Below are 23,305 nucleotides of genomic sequence, written 5' to 3'. Positions count from 1 at the left end.
AGTGTTTAAAAAATAACAGGTTCAATGTTTTTGCTGCTGAAATAAATGAGTACATTTTTATCGATTTCAAACCCCATGTCAACCAAAGCGGATGCATATCGTTGCATCTGTTGCTTGTGTGCCGGGGATTTTTGACCGGTCTTGTAGTCAATCAGCGTTGCTTTGTCTTGTTCTACAACGATTCTATCAGGCCTTAAAATGCCCAGTTCAGGATGCAGAATGTCTTTTTCATTATAAACATGGCCAACAGTTTTGAAATAGCCATTGATTTCAGGATGACTTATAATCTTAAGATAAGAGCTTCGCAAAAAGTTCTCTTCTTCCAAAGATAAAGCGTTGCCACTTTTGAGTGCATCAATCGCTTGTTCAGCATCGTGTTTGTCATCGATTTTAGACATGAAATTGTGAAAAAGCTCGCCAAAACGGGTGGCCTCGCTCTCAAAACTGCCAGAGGCCTTAGATACTGAGTTGGGCAATTGCGTTGAGAAGGATTCGAAGGAAACTTCTTCAGAAAGCGAATGCTCTTTTTGTTTTTTATCGGGAGGAAGCAAATGGCCAAATCGATATGCGCTTTTTGTTTGGTCGTACATTGCTAGATGCTTGAGGTAATCAATAAAGAGTGCGGAATAACTATCATTTTGGAGTGCTTTTTTTTCATCAATTTTGGCCGTAATCACAAAAAGAGCGCTGATGGCTCTTGTCATTGCGACATAAAGCACGTTGAAGGCATCTAGCGCTAAGTTTTCTTGCTCGGTCTGATAAACGTTCTTGGCACGGCCCTCTCTCTCACCGAGAAGCTTACCATAGTCAAACAGCAACTCATCAAAAGCTGCCAAATCTTCCTCTTCAATGTCAATCCATATCTTTTTATTGCGCGAATCAATAATTTTGGAGTCTGCATAGGGAAAAATCACGACAGGAAACTCTAAACCCTTTGCCTTGTGAACGGTCATTATTTTTACCGCATTCATGTGCTCTGGGGCGGTTATGGAAAGCTTATGCACATTGGCTTCCCAATGCTGCAATACTTGATAAATACCTGTACCGTCTTTTTTTTCAACTTCAAAAACCATCTCGAGGAACTGATGGACGAACGCTTCAGAACCACTGGAGAGTGAAAATTTGGCAACGAGCCATTCAACAATATTGTAGGTGGTGGATTTCTTTAAACTTTCCGAATCAATCTCAAAATCCGAATAAAACTTTCTAGGGGCATTTAGATATGCCGAGATAAATTCATGATGGTTTTTCTTGGGGGCAAGAGATGAGAGCACCATATAAAAAGCATATTGGTCACTTTCATCATGAAAATATCTCAAAAAGGCAACCAAGAACAAGATTTTTGGATTTTCTTTGAGAAGCAAAGACTCAGACGATACTATTGGAATATTATGGTGTGCCAAATGATTGGCCAACGTGACGCCGTATTTGTTTTTACGTACCAAAATGCAGATGTCTTTATAATCATAACCCTTTTCAAGAACGCTTTGTATCAATTGCAGTGTTTGCTCACAATAAGGGTCCGCTTCCGCATCTTTTGCATTTTCGACAAAAATCAACTCAACACAGCCAGTTTGCTTATTTTGGATTTTTTGTTTTGAACCAATTTCATAGAGTTCACGATGTTGTTTGTTCTGAAGTGCTTTTGCGGCGTGGCGAAAAAAACTGTTGTTGAAATTTACAATTTCAGTATGGCTGCGCCAGTTTGATGCCATTGACACCACATTTGCTGAAACTGAAAACGGATTCGAATTCAGATTGATGAGATTCAAAAACTGCTCGGCCCTGCCACCGCGCCATCTATAGATGGCTTGCTTTACATCACCCACCAAAAGTAACGATCCTTTTTCACCAAGCTCATTTTCACCTTCAAGTGCGTTGCCGATCAACGGAACCAAGTTTTGCCACTGCATGAGCGAAGTATCTTGAAATTCGTCAATAAAGTAGTGCCGGTATTTTTCACCCAAGCGTTCATATATAAAAGGTATGGGCTGATTCTTGATCTCTTTTGAGATGATGGTATTGAACTCTGATATGGGCAGCAGGTTGCGTTCTTGCTTGAGCGCTTCGATTTGCTTTGTTATTTCATTGAGCAACGCCAGCGGAATTACATTTTTCAGGGCATTTCTGAAAAAAGATGCCTCTTCAAAATCGCTTTTGATTGTTTTGAAAATAGTGGTGAATTTTGGGCGCAGTGATTCGATGAGACTTGCTGACGGTGAATTCTTGCCATACAGCCTGGCATTTTCGAAATCTTGTTTCCAGCCAGCGCCGAAGTTGATGTTAGAGCTCCCTTCTGAGAGTGTTTTCATGAACTTAGGAAAATAACCGGAATAGAAATCTGAGAATTCAAGTCCATTCGAAGCAATGATGTCCAGAACCTTGTCGGCACAACCTTGCATTTTTTTTTGCAGTGCAGCAATTTTTGATTGCAGGATTGATTTCAAGCCCAAAAAATCATACAGATTTTTTTCTTTTAACCTCGATAGATGCTCGTAGTGGTTCTCTTGAAAAATAAGCTTCCCGATATCAGCAAGATCGTATGAGATGTTCCAACTTTTGTCGTCGCTGATTTTATCGAAGGTGAAGTCCATGAGCACTTTGGTAAGCTCATTATGGGTACCTGCACTTGACAAAAGTCTGGCAATGGCCTCTTCCAACAAGACATCGGTATTAAGCACCACCTCAAAATTCTGGGCGATTTTTAAGTCTTGGGCGAAGGTTCGAATTAATTTGTGGTTGAATCTGTCAATGGTCGATACCTCAAAAAAGGCGTAGTTGTGCAGCAACTCTTTAAGTATGCTTTGCGATTTTTCTTGAAGCTGTTTGGGCTCCAATGAAAGTTCATCCAAAAGTTCATTGAAAAGCGGTTTGCTCTGATCGGGGATATCTTCAAGACTGAAGTTGTAAAGATTGTTGAGTATTCGCTCTTTCATTTCGCCTACCGCTTTGTTGGTAAAAGTGATGGCAAGAAGTTGTCGGTAAAGACGAAAAGAATTTTTTTTCAGAAGCAGCGAAAGGTAGATTTTTGTCAATTGGTACGTCTTTCCCGAACCTGCTGAAGCGCTGTATATTTCGAAAGTTTTCGTGATGCGTGCTTTTATGCGCAAAATACTGATTCCATTGATGTTGTTAACATATAATTTAAAAAAATTAAATGTTAAAACCGTATTTTTGGGATGGAACAATAATAACTTAAAAACACGATAAATTATGGCATTTCAGCTACCTAAATTACCCTACGCCTACGATGCGTTGGAACCACATATTGATGCACGAACAATGGAAATCCACCATACCAAACACCATAACGGATATACCACGAAACTGAACGGTGCAATCGAGGGAACTGATTTGGAAGGCAAGTCGATTGAAGACATTCTTTCAAATATGGACATGAGCAATGCTGCGGTAAGAAACAATGGAGGAGGATTTTACAACCACTCGCTGTTTTGGAAGGTGATGTCACCCGATGGGGGCGGAACGCCTTCAGGCGAACTGGCCTCTGCAATTGATGATGCCTTCGGTTCTTTCGACAGCTTTAAGGAAAAATTCAGTTCTGCCGCCGGAAGCCGTTTTGGATCTGGTTGGGCATGGCTTTGTGTACACCCAGGAGGAAAATTGGAAATCTGCTCCACTCCAAATCAAGACAATCCATTGATGCCCAATACGGGATGTGGTGGCCAACCCATTCTTGGACTGGATGTATGGGAGCATGCATACTATCTGAACTACCAGAACAGAAGACCCGATTATGTTTCGGCATTTTTCAATATCATCAATTGGGATGAAGTTTCTAAATTGTACGCCGAGAATAAGTAGTACACCCCAAAAGGTTTAAAGAAAAAGGCCCGACAAAAAATCGGGCCTTTTTTAATGTCTTGGGTTAAAATTCTGGAAATAGAAAAGGGTGGGAAAGAACCCACCCTTTTCGTCCCAAATCTTACCATAAACTTAACCTACTTATGCTATGGCAAGACTAAATTACTGGTATTGTGGGAAATAACAAAGAAACTTTAACATTTTTTTGAAACAGGTGAAGACTTCTGACAGAAAATTCAAACGGATTTTCTTATTAATGCCTTGGGTTTCAAACATAAAGAAGGCGGAGTTAACTCCGCCTTCTTTCCCCAAATCTTACCATGAACTTAACCTACTTATGCTATGGTAGACCCAAATGTATTTTAAGGTTCCTTAAATGAAAAAGCTTTTAGACGAACGCCTGTTTAATCGGGTGAAATGCGACGGCCAATACGAAGTTTGATAAAAGCTGAAGAAAAGGAGTACAAAATTCAAACGCATCGCATTAATGAAATAAAAAAGGTGGAGAAGTCTCCACCTTTTTTGCCCCAAATCTTACCATGAACTTAACCTACTTATGCTATGGCAATTCGAATTTAGAGCCTAGCTTGGTCAAGGGAGCAAAAAGACGGTAAAAGGTCATTTTCATCGATAAAAAGCAATTTTCTTACGATGAATGGTATTTTCTCAGTAGGCACGTTGGTTCTTTCCTTCGAAGAAATTGATAAAGGCCCTGTTCACGACACGATTGCCTCCAGGGGTTGGGTAGTCACCGGTAAAATACCAATCTCCCAAATTTTTTGGGCAGGCCCTGTGCAGGTTCTCTATTGTTTGGTAAATTATCAGCACTTCGGCACTAATATCTTGTGGACTCAATAGTTCACCGATCTTGATAGAGACTTCTTCAGCTGAAAATGGGGCATACAGATCTTTGACATGGTTGATGACTTTTTTGTCCTTCGTTCCGATTTGGGCAATGCACTTTTCATAAATAGTTTCGACCACATTATAGGTACCCCGATCTTTGTGCAGTGCCAAGGCCGCCCTAAAGGCAATAAAATCTTCCAATTTTGCCATGTCAATACCATAACAATCAGGAAAACGTATCTGGGGAGCTGAAGAAACGACGACTATTTTCTTTGGCGATAGTCGGTCCAACATTTTTAGAATGCTCTTTTTCAAAGTGGTACCCCGAACGATGCTATCATCGATAATGACCAGATTATCATTCGGCCCGACCGAACCGTAAGAGATGTCATAGACATGCTCTACCAAATCGTCTCTACTGCTATCTTGGGTAATGAAGGTTCGCAATTTAGCATCTTTGATGGCAACTTTTTCGATTCGAGGCCGTACATCTAGAATTTCATGCAGTTTTTCTTGCGTGATGGATGGGCCAAGTTCTAAAATTTGTTCCTCTTTCTTTTTGTTGAGATACGTTTGGGCCTCTTTGACCATACCAAAGAAAGAAGTTTCGGCAGTATTCGGAATGTACGAGAACACCGTATTCAACAAATCGCCGTTGATGGCTTTTTTTATTTGTGGAAACAAAAACTTGCCCAGATTTTTCCGTTCTTCATAAATCTCTTTGTCACTGCCCCTCGAAAAGTAAATGCGCTCAAAAGAACAAGCCTTTCTTTCCCTCGGTTCCAAGATTTCCTTGAAAGATACATCACCACTCTTTTTTACAATAATGGCATGGCCAGGCTCTAACTCGCCCACATCTTCATACTTGACATTGAACACCGTTTGTATGGCAGGCCGCTCAGAGGCTACTACGACCACCTCGTCATCTTTATAGTGGTAGGTTGGCCGTATGCCGGCAGGATCTCGAAGCACAAACGCGTCACCATGGCCTATCAATCCAGCCATGGCATAACCGCCATCCCAGTTTTTAGCCGCTTTTCTTAAAATCTTGGCAATGTTCAGGCGTTCGGCAATCAATGGTGAGGCTTCCCGCTTGCTGAACCCTTCTTTTTTAATTTCCTTATAGATTTTGGCAACGGCATCGTCCAAAAAATGCCCGATTTTTTCCATGACTGTAATGGTGTCGGCCATTTCTTTAGGGTGCTGCCCCAGTTCGACCAAGTTGCTGAAGAGCTCATCTACATTGGTCATATTGAAATTGCCCGCGACGATGAGGTTGCGGTGCATCCAGTTGTTCTGCCTTAAAAAAGGGTGTACACTCTCGATACTGTTCTTGCCAAAAGTGCCGTAACGAACGTGGCCCAACAACAGTTCACCTATATATGGAATGGTTTTTTTTTGCGTTTGTACATCATCCCAAAGCTGGGGGTTTTCAGCAATCGATGAATTGATGCGGTTATTGATTTGATCAAAGATGTCTTGAATGGGCTGTTTTTGAATGGAGCGCACCCTGCTCATATACCGTTCGCCAGGTGACATATCGAGTTTAATACTGGCAAAGCCCGCACCATCTTGGCCACGGTTATGCTGCTTTTCCATCATGAGGTACATTTTGTTTACCCCATAAAAGGCTGTACCATATTTGTCTTTATAGTATTGCAAGGGCTTTAGCAGGCGGATCAATGAAATTCCGCATTCGTGCTTAATAGCATCACTCATTATTTAAAAATAAAAAAGCCCTGTTTAAGGCAGGGCACATCATTATTGCAAATCAATATCAAATTGGGTCAGTTGTTGAAACTCTTGCAGCCGTTTATTGACCTCAACATTCTTTAAGTGCTGCATTCTTTCAGTACCGAAGCGTTCAACACTGAACGATGCCAGATTGGATGCATGTACAACAGCATTTTTCATGTTTTCAAAAGACAGGTTTTTTGTTGCGGCCAAATAACCGGCAAAACCACCTGCAAAGGTGTCACCTGCACCTGTTGGGTCAAAAACTTCTTCCAATGGCAGGGCAGGGGCGAAAAATATCTGGTTTTCGTGAAACAGCAGTGCACCGTGCTCCCCCTTTTTGATGACCAAAAATTTTGGGCCTTTTTCCTGTATTTTCACCGCGGCTTTCACCAACGAGTATTCGTTGGTCATTTGTCGCGCCTCTTCATCGTTGATGGTAAGAACATCGATGTGCTTGATGACCTCCATGAGTTCATCCCAAGTATTGTCCATCCAGAAATTCATCGTGTCAAGAATGACCAGTTTTGGCCGTTTTTTCATCTGATTGATGACACTCATTTGAATGTTTGGGTGTAGATTGCCCAACATGACCACATCGGCATCCTTATAATTTTCAGGAACAACAGGATTGAAGTCTGCGAGTGTATTCAGCTCAGTAGCAAGGGTGTCACGAGAATTGAGATCGTTGTGATATCGGCCTTTCCAATAGAAGGTTTTGCCCCCTTTGACGATCTCAACACCTGATAAATCGATATTTCTATCAGAAAGCATATCGAGATATTCTTGTGGAAAATCGTCGCCCACTACCGAGACAATCGCTGAATCTACCTTAAACTGTGAAGCGGCCAAGCCAATAAAGGTTGCGGCACCGCCCAAAATCTTATCTGTTTTTCCAAATGGAGTTTCAATCGCATCAAAGGCCAGTGTGCCAACGATCAAGAGTTTGCCTTCGCTCATGTAGCAAATTTTGGTGCAAATATACCGTTATTTATAGAACTATTTTCGCCCAAAGTCTGCAGGTATTTCACCCCATGCCTTGGTCTCCCATTTGACGACTGGCGTGTTGTAGCGATTGGCCTTTAACCAATCTTCGGCACGTTCTATAAGTTCAAAAAGTTTCGCATTCTTTTTGCTCTTTTTGAGTTTGGTGCCGCATTTCTTTTTTCGCACCCAACCGATGGCGATACGCGAATCAGAGTAGAGAATTCGGTCACTTTTCTTCTGTTTTAAAAAGGCCAAGCCATGTACCAAGGCCAAGAACTCACCGATATTGCTGGTGCCCTCTACAAAGGGGCCTTGGTGAAACAGCCGCTTTTTGGTCTTGGTGTCGACCCCTTGGTATTCCATCTTACCGGGGTTGCCACTCGATGCGGCATCAACGGCTATGGAATGGTAATTGGGTTCGCCAATTTTCAGTAACTCTTCTTGTGAGAGCGCCGGCTTTCCTTTTTTCTTGCCCTTGTATTCCAGATAATTGCTGTTGAATGCCTTTTTGGCTTCGGCAAAAGTGGAAAAAGATTTGTACTGTGCTCCCTTGATGCCATCAATTTGTGCTTTACAATCACCCCAAGATTCATAGATACCGGGATGTTTCCCCTTCCAAACCACATAAAATTTTGGTTTTTTAGCCATTGCCCAACAACTTTTCGATGATTTTGGGATAATGCTCATACTCTAAAGCATGCACTTTTTCGGCGATGGTTTCGGCAGTATCTTCCATGGAAATTTTTGTTCTTGCCTGAAAGATGATGTTTCCCTCATCGTAATTTTCATTCACAAAATGGATGGTAATACCCGTTTCGGTTTCATTGTTTGCCTTTACCGCTTCATGAACATGGCTTCCGTACATGCCCTTGCCCCCATATTTGGGAAGCAATGCCGGATGAATATTTACAATCTTGTTGGGATAGGCATTGACGATATCCTCAGAAATTTTCCAGAGAAAACCCGCCAAGATGATAAAATCAATTTCTTGTGAAGCTAAAAATTTCAGCAATTGGCCGTTGTCATAGGCGTGGCGGTTAAAGTAAAAGGCTGGCATGGCCAGACGCTGGCAGCGCTTTAGAACGCCGGCACTGGCTTTGTTGGTCAGTACACAGGTTACCTGAACAACGTCACGGTCCTTAAAATAAGTGATAATGTTTTCAGCGTTACTGCCAGAACCAGAAGCAAGAATGACCAGTTTTTTCATGCGGTGCTAAGTTAAACCCAAACATGATAATGCCACAACAAGCAGCACATTTTATCGACAAATGGTGTAATTAATCTAAAGTTTGTTATTTTTGCCCTCGATTAAATTTTAAAACGATATCACTATGTCAGACATTGCATCAAGAGTTAAAGCCATCATCGTTGATAAACTGGGTGTTGATGAAAACGAAGTAGTACCTGAAGCTAGCTTTACCAACGATTTGGGTGCAGATTCCTTGGACACTGTTGAACTTATCATGGAGTTTGAGAAAGAATTCGATATTCAAATCCCTGATGACCAAGCAGAAAACATCGCAACGGTTGGTCAGGCCATAAGCTATATAGAAGAAGCAAAGTAATTTATGTTTGCTTAACAAGTTTTTAAATTATCCATGCGGCAATGCTGCGTGGATAATTTTTTTTATTTTATGGGGATAATAGGTCAAATACGAATACAATGCAGTTAAAGCGAGTTGTGGTTACCGGATTGGGCGCATTGACCCCGATCGGAAACAATATCAAAGCCTATTGGGAAGGTCTCAAAAACGGTAAGAGCGGTTCAGCGCCCATCACCTATTTTGACACTGAAAAGTTCAAGACCAAATTTGCTTGTGAGCTGAAAGGCTATGACCCACAGGACTATTTTGATCGTAAGGAGGCACGTAAATTAGATCCATTTGCGCAGTACGCACTGGTTTCTTCAGATGAGGCCATTGCAGATTCGGGCATCAACCTTGATAAGGTCGATAAATTCAGGGTCGGAGTTGTCTGGGGTGCTGGTATCGGCGGGCTGGAGACTTTTCAAAATGAGGTCATTGGCTTTGCCAATGGCGATGGCACGCCACGTTTCAATCCCTTTTTCATTCCTAAAATGATTGCCGATATAGCACCGGGCAATATTTCCATCAAACATGGTTTTATGGGCCCCAACTATACTACGGTATCAGCCTGTGCATCTTCGGCAAATGCAATGATCGATGCACTGAACTATATTCGTCTGGGCCACTGTGATGTGGTAGTCACAGGAGGCAGTGAAGCGGCAGTGACCATTGCTGGTATGGGCGGCTTCAATGCCATGCACGCATTATCCACAAGAAATGACAGTCCTGAAACTGCATCTAGGCCATTTGATGCCACCCGAGATGGTTTCGTCTTGGGCGAAGGTGCCGGTGCCCTGATTCTTGAAGAATATGAACACGCCAAAGCACGTGGCGCAAAAATTTATGCTGAGGTTGCAGGCGGGGGGCTATCCAGCGATGCCTATCACATGACAGCCCCACATCCTGATGGTATCGGTGTCTTTAAGGTGATGGAGAATTGCCTTAACAATGCGGGCATGAAGCCCGAAGATATTGATGCGATCAATACCCATGGCACCTCAACACCCTTGGGCGATGTGGCAGAGCTAAAGGCCATTTCAGAGGTTTTTGGCGACCACGCCCACAAAATCAACATCAACTCGACCAAGTCAATGACAGGTCATTTATTGGGTGCAGCAGGCGCCATAGAGGCAATTGCCTCAATTTTGGCCATGGAGCATAATCTTGTTCCCCCGACCATCAACCACACGACGGTTGATGAAAGCATAGACCCAAAATTGAACCTGACCTTGAACAAGGCACAAGAGAGAGAGGTCAATGTTGCCATGAGCAATACCTTTGGCTTTGGTGGACACAATGCCTGCGTATTGTTCAAAAAAATCAACTAAGAAGAAAACGCGATGAAGTTTTCATCCAAAATATTCAATTCCCATCCAGAGAAGGATGGGGATTTTTTTTTGGGGATGAAGAAAATCTTGGGGTTCAAGCCTAAAAACCTGCGTGTTTACAAAAAAGCATTTTTGCATCGTTCCCTCAACAAGAGGGATAAAGATGGCAACCCGTTGAATTACGAACGTTTGGAGTTTTTGGGAGACGCCATGCTCGGTACCATCATTTCAAAACATTTGTACAAAGAGGTCCCTGAAGGCGACGAAGGCTATCTGACCAAAATGCGCTCCAAAATCGTGAGCCGCAAGCACTTGAATGAATTGGGCAAAGACCTGAACCTGCTTAAGTATGTTGAGAGCAAAATACCGAAATCACATTTTGGTGAGAATATTCACGGTAATGTTTTCGAAGCTTTGGTGGGGGCCATTTATTTGGATCGGGGATACAATTACTGTGAGAAATTCATCAATGATAGGGTTATTGAACCCTATGTAGATATTGAACAGTTAGAAGGCAAGGTCATCAGCTATAAAAGCCTTGTCATTGAATGGTGTCAAAAGCAAAAAAAGGATTTCAATTACGAAGTTTATGAAGATACGGGCAATGATGAAATCAAACATTTTGCCGTGAAGCTGTCAATAGATGAGCGCATTTTGGCCAAAGCTCGTGCCACATCAAAGAAAAAAGCAGAAGAAAAAGCTTCTAAAAGAGCCTATTTTGTGCTTCAAGATAAAATGTGAACTCATTTAATTTTTTTGGATTAAAGCAAAAAAGGGCGATTTTTTGGCCAATTGAAAAAGTTTAAATGAGTTCTGTAATAAACCTATACTTTAAAAAAAGGTAAACTCAAACGTTTTCGCTGAGTGTTTCGCGCCAAAACCATTATCCTTAATGCACAAGTTTGGGTATTAACGCTATCTTTACCGTTCGCATTTATTTAATGGTAACGACCCATAGAATATCGGCTGATCTTTATTTTGAAGATTTCGAACTTATTGCTGTGCACGCCGATGTGCACGATTTTTCGTTGGCGTATCACTTGAACAAAACGATGGGGCTTCAATTGGCCAGAAGAAAAAAAGATCTGTGTCTACAAGATGACATTTGGTTTGCCACATTTGAATGGTCTGATGACGTGAATGATAATTATTGGATGCTAGTGGCCAACCATTGTAAAACCGAGACGAACAATTCAAGTATTGGTCTTTTTGGGCAAGAGACAGCAACAGTTTCAAGACATCTGGTTGAAGAGCGAAAAGAGGTGGACTATTTTTTAAAATTGGAAACAGAAATTCCGGGAATGGTCGATAAAACGCTCAAAAGCTTAAAGGAAATCCCAGGGGTTTTAACCGCCTATGGCATCGATACCGAGATATTAAAGTCGAAAAAAAATCTAATACTTTAACATGCCAACAAAGAAAAAAACTAAAATAGTGGCTACGCTGGGCCCTGCCACAAGCAAGAAAGAAACCATGCGAGAAATGATTCTGGCCGGAACCGACGTTTTTCGCATTAATTTTTCGCATGCCAATTATGATGATGTCGTCGACCGCATTAAGACGATTCGAGAACTGAACAAAGAGCTTGACATGAACACTGCAATTTTGGCCGACCTACAAGGCCCAAAATTACGTGTTGGTGTGATGGGTTCAGAGGTGGTCGTGGCACCTGATGATGAAATCATTTTTGCCACAGGAAAATCATTTGAAGGCAATGCCGAGCGGGTCTACATGAATTACGATAATTTTCCAAAAGATGTCAAACCGGGTGAACGAATCTTGCTTGATGACGGGAAATTGATTTTTGAAGTTGTGACAGCAAATGGCAAGGATGAGGTCAAGGCAAAAGTACTTCAAGGCGGGCCATTGAAATCAAAAAAGGGGGTAAACCTTCCGAACACTGACATTTCGCTTCCCGCTTTGACTGAGAAGGATATCGAGGACGCCAAATTTGCGATTGCCCAAGAAGTAGATTGGATTGCACTTTCTTTCGTGCGCCACAGTCAAGACTTAATGGATTTGCAAAAACTCATAGATGAACACTCCGAACACAAAATCCCTATCATAGCAAAAATCGAAAAGCCTGAAGCGGTTGAAAATATCGATAAGATTGTGGCGTATTGCGATGGATTGATGGTGGCCCGTGGCGATCTTGGTGTTGAGGTGCCCGCTCAAGAAGTTCCATTGATTCAAAAACAGTTGGTGCTTCGGGCAAAAAAGGCCAGAATACCGGTCATCATCGCCACACAGATGATGGAAACCATGATAACCAGCCTTACACCAACGCGCGCTGAGGTCAATGATGTGGCCAATTCTGTCATGGATGGCGCAGATGCCGTAATGCTCTCCGGTGAAACATCAGTGGGCAATTATCCCGTTCAGGTTATTGAAAAAATGGCGAGCATTTTAAAGAGTGTCGAAGGATCGAGCTTAATTTCTGTTCCGCAGACGCCCCCACATGTAAAAACAAGAAGGTACATTACCAAATCAGTATGTTATCATGCTGCATTAATGGCCAATGAAATTCAGGCCAAGGCTATTTCAACACTCACGAACAGTGGGTATACTGCTTTTCAGATTTCGGCATGGCGGCCCAGTGCCCATATTTTGGTATTCACATCAAATAGACGCATACTCAATAGGTTAAATCTACTTTGGGGCGTAAAAGCCTTTTATTATGACAGGTACGTATCTACCGATGAAACCATTGAAGATGTAAACCGCATTGCATGTCAAAAGGGTTTTCTTGACGTGGGCGACATGCTGGTAAGCCTTGCTGCAATGCCCATCAAAGACAAGGGGATGGTAAATACACTTCGCGTTACCGAGATAGAGAGCTGTAGTTTTTGATTCTTTGCTGTGTAAGAAACACAACCTTTGATTGACTAAGCCGTAGAGCATCAAACAATAGGGAATGAAAAAAGAGTTTCTCGACAAGAAATTGGGGGCTGTACTTGGGTTTACCGATGATATAAAAGGTCACGAATCTGATTTTTCCACCACTGATGGTACCATAAAGTTTTTATGGAACAGACAGGACGAGCCAACTTCTTTAAGGATTGACAGCGAAGAAATTATCTTGAAACCCGGCCAACTGGTCACCACGACCTATCTTCACCATGTTTCGTTTAAAGACTCAAAACTTCCCATCACGGCGATTTTGTTCAACCGTGAGTTTTACTGTATCAATGACCATGACAGCGAAGTCTCATGCAACGGAATTCTGTTTTTTGGCACCCAAGACATTCCCATAGTGACAATTCTTCCAGAACGAAAAAGGCGTTATGATTTATGGTATGAAATCTTCGCAGAAGAGTTTTCAACCCCTGATAAGATACAGGGTGATATGCTGCAAATGCTTCTGAAAAGGCTCATTATCATGACGACCCGCCTTGCCAAAGACCAGCATATTGTTCAATCGTTGAAGAATGAGCAAATTGATACCATCAGAAAGTTCAATTTTCTGGTTGACATACATTATAAGACCAAAAGAAAGGTCAGTGACTATGCCGATATGCTCTTTAAGTCGCCAAAGACTCTATCGAACCTATTTTCAATCTACAATCAAAAATCACCCCAGCAGATCATACTGGAGCGGCTGGCGTTGGAAGCAAAAAGACTCATTCATTTCACCGATAAACAAAACCAAGAAATCGCCTATGAGCTTGGTTTTAACGACCCGGCCCATTTCAGTCGCTTTTTTAAGAAAATGACTGAGAAAACCCCTTCTGAATACCGTGAAAACAAAACTTTGACGGCATAAGGGAAATTTGTGCAAGCCATCGGGAAATAGTGCCTAACCCTTGCCTTCTTTTTCAATTCATCTTTGCATTGTAATAATCAAAAACAAGCAAGTGATGCATACAAAAACACCATCAATATTCAATCTCATAACGATTTTCAAGAGTACCATAAAACGGTCAACACCTATTCACTTGGTATCTGAAAGCCACTGTAAAGAGAGACATCACCACGACTTTTATTGTGATGCCGAAAAACCTTTTATAAATCAATTTTAATCTAAAAAAACAACTATTATGAGCACATTCAATGTACCCAAAAAAGAAGAAGTAAGCAGCAACAACCAAGCGCTGTTCGACAATTTAGAAAAGGCCGTCGGCTTTGTTCCCAACCTTTTTGCCACCTATGCACATTCTGAAAATGCATTGGCAAACTATTTGGCACTGTCAAATGCCAAAACATCCTTGAAAACCAAGGAAAAAGAAGTGGTAAACCTTGCAGTAAGTGAGGTCAACAACTGTCTTTACTGTCTTTCTGCCCATACCGCCATATCAAAAATGAACGGTTTCACCGAAGACCAGATATTGGAGCTAAGAGCTGGTAGGGCATCTTTCGATAACAAACTTGACGCTTTGGCAAGATTGGCAAAGAACATTACTGAGAACCGTGGAAAAACAGATACAACGGTTTTGGACAATTTCTTTGATGCCGGATGGACAAAGGAAAATCTTATTGACACCATCGTTTTGGTCGGAGACAAGACCATATCCAACTACATTAATAACACAACCGAAGTGTCTGTAGATTTTCCAGTGGCACAACCGTTGGAAGCAGTTGAAGCCTAATGAAAAACAGTAATAACTATAAATCCTTTTAAAAATGAAAAATGTAATTGTAACCTTAGTTTTTGTTATCGGTGCCGTGTTCGCATCACAGGCACAAGACAAAATGATGAAAGACAAGATGGCCGACAAGTCTGTTGAAACCATCTCTTTGGAACAAACACCGGGGGAGTTTACCCAAAAAAACCTGACTGTCAGTGAAGGAACTTATGTTTTTGAAATTAAAAACAGCGGGGTAGACCACCAAGTTGGCTTTGTTTTGGTAAAAAAAGGAGATGACATCAGCAAACCCGAAAACCATATTCAGACTGCTTATGTGACCGCACCTGTAGAGACCGATGCAGTGCAAACGTCAAATCCGACCAAATTGGAAAAAGGCGAATACGTATATTTTTGCCCTTTGAACCCAACATCAACTGACAATACACTTACGGTTGAATAAAGAACACGATGTTCGCCATGAGAAAGCCTTGGTCAATAGCCAGGGCTTTTTTGTACCATTTGCATACCCTGAAACAACGAAATTGCCATTTTTTTGGCAAGGTGGATGGGCCAATCAGCCTGATGCAAATGACTTTCTGTGATGGCACTTTCATAGAGCAGGTAAATGCCACCCGATATCTTCTCAACCTCGGCGTTTGAGACATTGATAAAATTTCTGCGGACCAACTCACCCAAAAAAAGAAGTAAATCTTTTTTCTGCTGTTGAATCACAGCTTTTATCTTGTCGTTGTCTGACGGAAGTTCCCCATAAATTTTGATGCCCCAACAACCATGAAAACCTTTTTCTCGATAGTTTTCAAGCAACAGGTCATAAATTGCGAGCAGTTGGGGCGCCCCCAATACTCTACTGTCGATATAATTCTTCAAAGCTGCAATGAATTCAGTGTGGCGTAGCTCAAGATAGGTAATGCAAATATCTTCCTTTGATTTAAAGTGACCGTAAAGGGTGGCTTTCGCAATAGCTGCCTTCTCGATGATTTCGTTGATTCCGGTAGAATTATACCCGTTCGCATAGAAAAGATTTCCGGCGGTTTTGACAATGTGCAGGGCAATGTTTGATTTGGTCATGTGCATAAAATTATAACAGAACGGTCTGTCTGGCAAATTTTTCTAAAAATCAAACTTTAGTTGTACAGAAATGGTCTCTTGCTTTTTGGGCAGTTCTTTTTTCTTTTCGGTGTTCAGGTTGGCCAACGAAATACCTAACAGCCGCACAGAATTTTCCAATGGGGATTGATAGAGCAAGTCTTTCGCCGTTTCCAAAACCAGTGCTTTCTCGGCAATAAAATAGGGCAAGGTTTTGCTGCGGGTCTGTAGGGTGAAATCACTGTACTTAATTTTCAGGGTAACGGTTTTTCCTGCAATTTTTGACTTTTGCAAACGTCTTTCAAGCTCTTCGGCGATATGCTCCAGCTTTTCAAGCATAAAGATTTCGCTGCTCAAATTCTCGCTGAACGTGCGCTCGGCACCGACCGATTTCGGAATGCGTTGTGGTTTTACGGCACTTAAGTGAATGCCCCTGACCACATTGTAGTAGAACTTTCCGCTTTTCCCAAAGTTGGCATCCAAAAATTCAAGCGGTTTTTCTTTTAAATCCTTGCCCGTGAAAATGCCCAATTTGTACATTTTTTCTGCGGTCACTTTTCCGACCCCATAGAACTTTCGTATGTCCAAATCTTCTAAAAAAGACAAGACCTCTTCCGGATTTACGGTTTTCTGACCATTGGGTTTGTTGTGATCGCTGGCGACCTTGGCAATGAATTTGTTGATGGAAATGCCTGCGGATGCTGTCAGCCCCGTTTTGTCCAAGATTTTTTGACGGATTTCCTTGGCAATGAGGGTCGCCGAGGGATTCCCTTTTTTGTTTTCTGTGACATCAAGGTAGGCCTCATCCAACGAAAGCGGCTCTACCAAATCGGTATATTCAAAAAAAATGCTCCGTACTTGTTGCGAAACTTCTTTGTATCGGTCAAACCGAGGTTTGACGAAAATCAAATCGGGGCAGTTGCGTTGGGCAATATAGCCCGCCATGGCACTTCGCACCCCATATTTTCGGGCCTCATAACTTGCTGCCGAGACCACCCCCCGTTTTGAGCCACCACCCACGGCAATGGGTTTCCCCTTCAATTCAGGATTATCATGCTGTTCAACGGAAGCATAAAAGGCATCCATGTCTACATGAATGATTTTTCGGAGTGGAAAATCAAAATCCATATTCAAAATTAGGGTATATTTAAAAGGATGGAGAAAAAAGAAAAGACAGCAATTGTTTTAGGAGCGACAGGACTGGTTGGAGGCATATTGTTGGATTTGCTTTTGAAAGATGAACGCTACGTAAAAATTGTTGCCATCTCTAGAAGGAAGTTGGGCATACAGCATCCGAAGCTTGAAACTCATTTGGGCGACCTATTTAAGCTGGAAAATTTCAGTGACCATTTCCATGGTGATGAGGTGTTCTGCTGTGTGGGCAGTACCCAAGCCAAAACACCAGATTTGAACACCTATCGTAAGGTTGATTACGGAATACCTATCGCCACCGCCCAATTGTGCAAGCAGAATGGCATAAAAACCATCGTGATTGTTTCAGCCTTAGGCGCAGACCCAAAAAGCTCATTGTTCTACAATCGTACAAAGGGCGAAATGGAAGAAGCCGTTCTAGAATTGAAAATCGAAAAAACGCATATCGTTCAACCCGCATTGATTGGCGGGCATCGTGATGAGAAAAGGCCCAAAGAACTTTTCTTTAAAAAAGTAATGGGAGTTTTGGATTTTCTACTATTGGGGCCGTTGCGAAAATATCGAATGATCGCCCCCGAAGATATTGCAACGGCGATGATTTGGTTGGCGAACAATAGGTATGAGGAAGAACGAATCGATTCAGAAACCATAAAACAGCTGGCCAAGCATGGAGCACCTTGAAATCGAACGAAAATTTTTGGTTACCTCTGATGCGTACAAAGCGGAAGCCACTGTGCAAAACCGAATGGTGCAAGGTTTTTTGAACACACATCCCGAACGCACGGTCAGGGTTCGCATCAGTGGTGAAAAGGGCTACTTGACCATAAAAGGGGCGAGCAATGACTCTGGCACTTCACGTTTTGAATGGGAACACGGGATCCCCCATGCTGAAGCGGTCAATTTGATTGATTTGTGCGAAGGCCATATTCTCGAAAAGGTACGCCACAAAGTACCACAAGGAAATCATATTTTTGAAGTAGATGAGTTTATGGGCGAGAACAAAGGTCTTGTCTTGGCTGAGATTGAACTTGAACATGAGGATGAACACTTTGAAAAACCACCATGGCTGGGCAAAGAGGTGACCGGTGAAACAAAATATTACAACTCACAATTAGCGATAAAACCCTATAACCAATGGAAAGATTAAAAAAAGCAGCAGTTCTTCTTTTGCTATTGGGCCTTGCTTGCCAAGAAGCACCCAAGGGGCTGGAACAGACAGTGTCGGAAGAAGGAGAAAAGGAAAAATACATTCGAGAAATCAAGGAGAAGCTTACCGCCGAGGGTTATCAAACCTTTGATTATGTTGATGCGGAAACCAATGACACCATACTGATGCAACAGTATTTCATTGCTTTTTTAAAGACCGGCCCGAATCGGGACCAGCCTAAAGAAACGCTTGACAGCCTACAAAATGCTCACTTGGCCCATCTAAAAAAGATGTATGTTGACGGGTATGCCAGTATCTCAGGCCCTTTTGGTGATGATGGTGATATTCGCGGTATTACCATTTACAATGTACCCAACTTGAAAATGGCGGATAGCCTCGCCAATCTCGACCCTATGGTGAAAGCAGGTCGGCTAGAAATAGAAGTACATCCATGGTGGGCGGCGAAAGGATTTCCGCTGCGCTGAAGTTAGAGACTTGATTTAAACTGTTTCAAAAACCGTACATCATTTTCACTCAACAAACGAATATCGGGTATTTGGTGCAACAGTAGGGCTACACGGTCAATGCCCATACCAAAGGCAAAACCTGAATACACTTCAGGGTCAATGCCACAATTTTTCAGAACATTGGGATCGACCATGCCGCACCCCATAATCTCTAACCAGCCCGTACCTTTCGTCATGCGATAATCAATCTCATTTTCAAGCCCCCAATACACATCAACTTCGGCACTGGGCTCGGTAAATGGAAAATAGGAAGGGCGCAGCCTGATTTTTGACTTCCCGAACATTTCGGTGGTGAAATATTGTAGGGTTTGTTTCAAATCGGCGAAAGAAACATCTTTGTCCACATACAATCCTTCGACTTGATGAAAAAAGCAGTGCGAACGTGCCGAAATCACCTCGTTGCGGTAGACACGCCCTGGGGAGATGGTTCGTATGGGCGGTTTGTTGTTTTCCATATAGCGTACTTGAACCGTTGAGGTGTGCGTACGCAGTAGAATATCAGGGTCGGTCTGAATGAAAAAAGTATCCTGCATGTCTCTAGCCGGGTGGTACTCTGGTAGGTTCAATGCAGTGAAATTGTGCCAATCATCTTCAATTTCAGGTCCTTCAGAAACATTGAAACCAATTCGAGAAAAAATATCGATGATTTGATTTTTGACTATGGATATGGGATGTCTTGAACCAATCTCTATAGGTTTGCCGGGGCGGGTGAGGTCACCATATTTTCCTGCGGTTTCAGTTTGGTGTTCCAAAGCTGCCTTTAAGCCGTTGACTTTTTCGGTTGCTGCCGTTTTCAATTGATTGATGGTCTGACCAAATAATTTTTTCTGGTCATTGGGCACATTTTTGAACTCGGCAAAGAATTCGTTCAAAAGCCCCTTTTTGCCCAGATATTTGATGCGGAACGCCTCTATTTCGTCTTTAGAGGTCGCATTGAAGTTTTCAACGTTCTCTATATGTTCTTTGATGGTATCGATCATGGCCGGCTTTCGTTGCGAGCGGACAAATTTAGTGAATTGTCCCTATAAATGTAGGCAATCAAAAAATGTACGGAAATACCACCCAAAAAATGCCAGAGCCAATGGGTGCCCATGGGCAAAATCTCTTGTCTGTCGATGCTTCTAAAATATACTGCCAATGCAAAAATGGCAAAGGCAATGAGCACTGGCCCTACATTTTTCCAATGGGTTTTGGCCAAATACCAGACGATGGGCAGTAAAATCGTCATCGCTGTAATCACGTAGCCCAATGAAATACGAAGCTGGTTTGGCAAGGGCAATATCCGAAGTAAAAAAGAAGCTCCGAAAAGCAAGACCATAAAAAGCAAACGTTGCCACCATTGGTCCACAATCTTGAATATAAAATAGATGATCAAAGCGATGCAGAGCACCATGATGGGTACCCAATCTAACAACAACCAGAGTTCTGCACTTCGAGTGGCATGGTATATGGTTCCGCCTACATAACTGATGGCTATGATAGGAAAGACCCAAGCCAAAAACTGATATTGTTTCGGATTTTTATAGACTTTCAAGCCCCAATAAACAAGAATGGCCACAAAAATGAGGTTGCTGTAGGTGTTCCATGGTTCAACGGGAAAACGGCCCTCAACAGTTTCTAGGTAAATGGGCCCTGAGTCATTTGGAAATTCTGAAAGTGCCAAAAATTTTACTTTTTTACTCAATAGTTGAGATTTAAAATACTCCGACACTTGTGTCGAAATTTATGATAAGGATTTCTTTTTATATCTCTTGGGCTTGCCCCAAGGTTATTTGCGTAAAGGTATCCATCAAAATAGTGAGGACGAAAAAAGCCAATGCAGTTTTAACATTGGCTTTTTATGCTACAAATCTTACTTCGAATGACTACATAAAATGCACCCTACCATCTGAAATGTCGTACATGGCACCTACGATGGCGATTTCTCCATTGTCTTCCATTTCTTTTAGAACAGGACTCAAGCTTCGAATGTCATCAATGGTCAATTGAACATTTTTCTTGGCCACTTCGTTGACGAATTCTAAGTTCTTTGAATTTCTTTGGCCTTCGTCTTGGGGTTGGGTGACAGCTCTTACTGCCGCCTTTATTTTGTGCAAAAGAATGGTGAGATTACCCAATTTGGCATCGTCACAAGCGCCCTTGACCGCACCGCAGGCGGTATGCCCCAATACAACGATAACCTTTGTGCCTGCCAATTTACAGGCAAATTCCATACTTCCGAGAATATCTTCGTTGACAATATTGCCAGCAACTCGGGCACTGAAAATATCGCCGACACCTTGGTCAAAAACCAGTTCAGCAGATACCCGGGAATCGATACAGCTCAAAATGGTAGCAAAAGGATATTGCCCTGTTGCGGTCTGGCGAACCTGCTGTAACAAATCGCGGTTTTCCATTTTCTTTTCGACAAACCGTGCATTGCCTTCTTTCAACAAAACAATGGCACCTTGTGAATCAAGGGCGGCCTGCGTTTCTTTCGTCTGTGTTATCATTTTATATTTTTTATGCGGTTTTAGGTCTTAGTTTGAAAAATTCAATATAACTCTCAGGATTTTCAACTGTACCCCTATCAGAAACCAATTTAATGTTGATATTTCTATTTTTTGCTTTGGTTGAGAAATCTTCTAAAATCTCAATGATGTCGTTATCTAGATAGCGTGTTTTTCTTACATCCAACTCTAAAAAAGAACCTTCAGGAATACTGTCCAATTCTTTTAAAATGGCCCCTTTGTTAAAAAAGGTGACTTCTTCGGCGAGCGTCATCTTGATCAGGTCTTTATCACCTACGTGATTCTCTTCAATATGAAGGAAATGAGAGTTTTGATAGCTCTTGATCAATATGACCACAATACCCACTGCAAGCCCCAGACCAATACCAATCAATAAATCAGTGAAAATGATACCGACCACGGTTACCATAAAAGGTACGAATTGCTTCCAACCCAAATTGAACATTGTTTTAAATAGTGCTGGTTTCGCCAATTTGTAACCTACCAAGAACAAAATTGCAGCCAAAACAGAAAGCGGAATCATGTTTAACACTGTTGGAATTAAAATCACGGATATCAAAAGGAAAAAACCATGTATGATCGCAGATGCTTTGGTTTTCCCCCCAGATTGGATGTTGGCTGAACTTCTCACAATGACCTGGGTAATGGGCAGGCCTCCAATAAATCCTGAAATCATGTTTCCGGCACCTTGTGCCAACAACTCCCTATTGGTAGGAGTCACCCTTTTTTCAGGATCTAATTTGTCTGTAGCCTCAACACATAGCAAGGTTTCCAAACTGGCCACCAAGGCAATGGTAAAGGCCGTCACCCATATTTGTGGTTTACCAATCACAGCAAAATTGGGGCTGCTGAACTGTCCAAAGAAAGAAGCGGCATCTTCCGGGACGGGAACGCTCACCAAATGTTCGGGTGATATGCCAATGGTATCGCTGCCTTTGGTAACCAAATAAAAAATGATACCGACGACTACCGCTACCAAAGGACCTTGTACCAATTCAAAAATCTTAGCTTTTTTCTTCAAAACCTTTTCCCAAAGAATCAAAATACCAAGTGCAATTAGTGCGATTACCGTTGCCCCTGGACTGATAAAGTTCACGGCGTTGATAATTTCAGAAAACGTATTTTCACCATCCACTTGAAAAAAGGCAAAATCACCTTCAGGGTCGGCATCGTAACCAAAAAAATGTGGAATCTGCTTTAAGATGATGATGATACCGATACCCGTCAACATGCCCTTGATGACCGATGATGGAAAATAATATCCGATGATACCGGCCCTAAGTACGCCGAATAAAATTTGGATTGCTCCACCAAGTACTACGGCGACTAAAAAGTTTTCAAAGCCACCGAGTGTAGAAATAGCCGCGAGTACTATGGCAGCCAAACCTGCCGCTGGGCCACTGACGCCAATCTCGGAACCACTCAATGCGCCGACAACGATTCCACCGACAATTCCGGCAATCAGTCCGGAAAATAATGGTGCACCACTGGCAAGGGCAATTCCCAAACATAATGGAATTGCAACAAAAAATACGACTATACTTGCAGGTAAGTCTTTTTTTAAATGTTTGAACATAATACTAAAGTTTAACTTTTCTTGGTCGTGTGACCTTTATCAAAGCGGTTGGAAAAAAGATTAAGAGCAAAAGGCAATTCAAATTGTTTCGGGCGGTCGTAGCAATAGGGCTACATTACTTTCAGAATTCTTGAAAAGATAAAAGTTGTGAATGGGAAATTCGCTGGAATAAAAGACAGTTCGTGTGCCCAAAGCATTTTCTATAAAGAGTTCTTTTTTTTCTGTATCAGGTTCAGCTTCTTTCTTGTTCTTTTCTTCGTCGCTTGAATCCATCACCCATGCCGTTTCAACATTTGAATCAAACAACGAAACAAACGAGGGTGCCAAGACCGAGCAGGTTAATAACACAATGACAATATGAAAAGTAAGTGCCCTCAACAACTCAATTTTTAACAAAAATAACAGTAATGCTTGCAAA

General features: G+C 42.0%; 24 protein-coding genes. 12 read left to right on the top strand and 12 right to left on the bottom strand.

Going from position 1 to position 23,305, the window contains the following annotated elements; genetic code table 11:
- Positions 1-5: 5 nt before the first annotated feature.
- Positions 6-3,110, bottom strand: a complete 3,105-nt coding sequence (locus AAAH86_RS14060) for a UvrD-helicase domain-containing protein (protein ID WP_343488283.1) — start codon at positions 3,108-3,110, stop codon at positions 6-8.
- Positions 3,111-3,213: 103 nt separating this feature from the next.
- Here AAAH86_RS14060 and AAAH86_RS14055 point away from each other — a divergent pair, with 103 nt between their 5' ends.
- Positions 3,214-3,822 carry a superoxide dismutase gene (locus AAAH86_RS14055; RefSeq protein WP_343488282.1) on the top strand — a complete coding sequence of 203 codons (609 nt, stop codon included), beginning with the start codon at positions 3,214-3,216 and terminating at the stop codon, positions 3,820-3,822.
- A 666-nt stretch (positions 3,823-4,488) separates the two neighbouring features.
- Here AAAH86_RS14055 and AAAH86_RS14050 read toward each other — a convergent pair.
- Genes AAAH86_RS14050 through AAAH86_RS14035 form a run of 4 tightly spaced genes read right to left on the bottom strand, consistent with a single transcriptional unit; the run spans position 4,489 to position 8,596 of the window.
- Entirely contained in the window at positions 4,489-6,387 is a 1,899-nt protein-coding gene (locus tag AAAH86_RS14050; RefSeq protein ID WP_343488281.1) for an amidophosphoribosyltransferase, read from the bottom strand.
- Between the two features lie 42 nt (positions 6,388-6,429).
- Positions 6,430-7,362 carry a PfkB family carbohydrate kinase gene (locus AAAH86_RS14045; protein WP_343488280.1) on the bottom strand — a complete coding sequence of 311 codons (933 nt, stop codon included), beginning with the start codon at positions 7,360-7,362 and terminating at the stop codon, positions 6,430-6,432.
- A gap of 39 nt (positions 7,363-7,401) precedes the next feature.
- The gene (locus tag AAAH86_RS14040; RefSeq protein ID WP_343488279.1) at positions 7,402-8,037 is read right to left on the bottom strand and encodes a ribonuclease H family protein; all 636 of its coding nucleotides are present in this window, start codon (positions 8,035-8,037) and stop codon (positions 7,402-7,404) included.
- A complete protein-coding gene (locus AAAH86_RS14035; RefSeq protein ID WP_343488278.1) occupies positions 8,030-8,596 on the bottom strand; it encodes a phosphoribosylglycinamide formyltransferase in 567 nt (188 codons plus the stop codon). The genes AAAH86_RS14040 and AAAH86_RS14035 overlap by 8 nt, the downstream gene beginning before the upstream one ends.
- Positions 8,597-8,720: 124 nt before the next feature.
- On the opposite strand from AAAH86_RS14035, the gene AAAH86_RS14030 reads away from it, so the two are divergent.
- The 8 genes from AAAH86_RS14030 (at position 8,721) to AAAH86_RS13995 (ending at position 15,328) form a co-directional block, all read left to right on the top strand.
- Positions 8,721-8,954, top strand: a complete 234-nt coding sequence (locus AAAH86_RS14030) for an acyl carrier protein (RefSeq protein ID WP_010519573.1) — start codon at positions 8,721-8,723, stop codon at positions 8,952-8,954.
- A gap of 98 nt (positions 8,955-9,052) precedes the next feature.
- Positions 9,053-10,303, top strand: a complete 1,251-nt coding sequence (fabF, locus tag AAAH86_RS14025) for a beta-ketoacyl-ACP synthase II (protein WP_343488277.1) — start codon at positions 9,053-9,055, stop codon at positions 10,301-10,303.
- A gap of 12 nt (positions 10,304-10,315) precedes the next feature.
- Positions 10,316-11,044, top strand: coding sequence for a ribonuclease III (gene rnc / locus AAAH86_RS14020; RefSeq protein ID WP_343488276.1), 729 nt, complete (start codon positions 10,316-10,318; stop codon positions 11,042-11,044).
- 161 nt (positions 11,045-11,205) lie between these two features.
- A complete protein-coding gene (locus tag AAAH86_RS14015; protein WP_343488275.1) occupies positions 11,206-11,709 on the top strand; it encodes an IPExxxVDY family protein in 504 nt (167 codons plus the stop codon).
- Between the two features lies 1 nt (position 11,710).
- Positions 11,711-13,153: a pyruvate kinase gene (gene pyk / locus AAAH86_RS14010; RefSeq protein WP_343488274.1), complete on the top strand. Its 1,443-nt coding sequence runs from the start codon at positions 11,711-11,713 to the stop codon at positions 13,151-13,153.
- A gap of 64 nt (positions 13,154-13,217) precedes the next feature.
- On the top strand, positions 13,218-14,066 hold the full coding sequence (locus AAAH86_RS14005; protein WP_343488273.1) for a helix-turn-helix domain-containing protein: 849 nt from the start codon (positions 13,218-13,220) through the stop codon (positions 14,064-14,066).
- A gap of 274 nt (positions 14,067-14,340) precedes the next feature.
- Positions 14,341-14,889, top strand: a complete 549-nt coding sequence (locus AAAH86_RS14000) for a carboxymuconolactone decarboxylase family protein (protein ID WP_343488272.1) — start codon at positions 14,341-14,343, stop codon at positions 14,887-14,889.
- A 34-nt stretch (positions 14,890-14,923) separates the two neighbouring features.
- Positions 14,924-15,328 carry a hypothetical protein gene (locus AAAH86_RS13995; RefSeq protein WP_343488271.1) on the top strand — a complete coding sequence of 135 codons (405 nt, stop codon included), beginning with the start codon at positions 14,924-14,926 and terminating at the stop codon, positions 15,326-15,328.
- A 32-nt stretch (positions 15,329-15,360) separates the two neighbouring features.
- Here the strand turns inward: AAAH86_RS13995 and AAAH86_RS13990 are convergent, their stop codons facing one another.
- Together AAAH86_RS13990 and dinB are read right to left on the bottom strand one after the other, a co-directional pair.
- A complete protein-coding gene (locus tag AAAH86_RS13990) occupies positions 15,361-15,957 on the bottom strand; it encodes a TetR/AcrR family transcriptional regulator (RefSeq protein ID WP_343488270.1) in 597 nt (198 codons plus the stop codon).
- 42 nt (positions 15,958-15,999) lie between these two features.
- Positions 16,000-17,103, bottom strand: coding sequence for a DNA polymerase IV (gene dinB / locus AAAH86_RS13985; protein ID WP_343488269.1), 1,104 nt, complete (start codon positions 17,101-17,103; stop codon positions 16,000-16,002).
- A gap of 27 nt (positions 17,104-17,130) precedes the next feature.
- On the opposite strand from dinB, the gene AAAH86_RS13980 reads away from it, so the two are divergent.
- The 3 genes from AAAH86_RS13980 to AAAH86_RS13970 are packed head-to-tail and all read left to right on the top strand — an operon-like array spanning position 17,131 to position 18,759.
- Entirely contained in the window at positions 17,131-17,808 is a 678-nt protein-coding gene (locus tag AAAH86_RS13980) for an NAD(P)H-binding protein (RefSeq protein WP_343488268.1), read from the top strand.
- Positions 17,795-18,274: a CYTH domain-containing protein gene (locus AAAH86_RS13975; protein ID WP_343488267.1), complete on the top strand. Its 480-nt coding sequence runs from the start codon at positions 17,795-17,797 to the stop codon at positions 18,272-18,274. The genes AAAH86_RS13980 and AAAH86_RS13975 overlap by 14 nt, the downstream gene beginning before the upstream one ends.
- The gene (locus AAAH86_RS13970; protein ID WP_343488266.1) at positions 18,262-18,759 is read left to right on the top strand and encodes a YciI family protein; all 498 of its coding nucleotides are present in this window, start codon (positions 18,262-18,264) and stop codon (positions 18,757-18,759) included. Before AAAH86_RS13975 ends, AAAH86_RS13970 begins: the two co-directional genes overlap by 13 nt.
- A 2-nt stretch (positions 18,760-18,761) precedes the next feature.
- Here the strand turns inward: AAAH86_RS13970 and pheS are convergent, their stop codons facing one another.
- From pheS to AAAH86_RS13945, 5 genes are all read right to left on the bottom strand, one after another.
- Positions 18,762-19,781 carry a phenylalanine--tRNA ligase subunit alpha gene (pheS, locus tag AAAH86_RS13965; RefSeq protein ID WP_343488265.1) on the bottom strand — a complete coding sequence of 340 codons (1,020 nt, stop codon included), beginning with the start codon at positions 19,779-19,781 and terminating at the stop codon, positions 18,762-18,764.
- Positions 19,778-20,485, bottom strand: coding sequence for a hypothetical protein (locus AAAH86_RS13960; RefSeq protein WP_343488264.1), 708 nt, complete (start codon positions 20,483-20,485; stop codon positions 19,778-19,780). The genes pheS and AAAH86_RS13960 overlap by 4 nt, the downstream gene beginning before the upstream one ends.
- Positions 20,486-20,666: 181 nt before the next feature.
- Positions 20,667-21,293, bottom strand: coding sequence for a carbonic anhydrase family protein (locus AAAH86_RS13955; protein WP_343488263.1), 627 nt, complete (start codon positions 21,291-21,293; stop codon positions 20,667-20,669).
- A 10-nt stretch (positions 21,294-21,303) separates the two neighbouring features.
- Positions 21,304-22,887, bottom strand: coding sequence for a SulP family inorganic anion transporter (locus AAAH86_RS13950; protein WP_343488262.1), 1,584 nt, complete (start codon positions 22,885-22,887; stop codon positions 21,304-21,306).
- A 78-nt stretch (positions 22,888-22,965) separates the two neighbouring features.
- Entirely contained in the window at positions 22,966-23,160 is a 195-nt protein-coding gene (locus AAAH86_RS13945; RefSeq protein ID WP_343488261.1) for a hypothetical protein, read from the bottom strand.
- Positions 23,161-23,305: the final 145 nt, after the last annotated feature.

The organism is Allomuricauda sp. d1, from assembly GCF_039592695.1.
Lineage (GTDB): Bacteria > Bacteroidota > Bacteroidia > Flavobacteriales > Flavobacteriaceae > Flagellimonas_A.
Note: the sequence above shows the minus strand (reverse complement) of the source record. Positions and strands in the feature narration are given on the sequence as shown.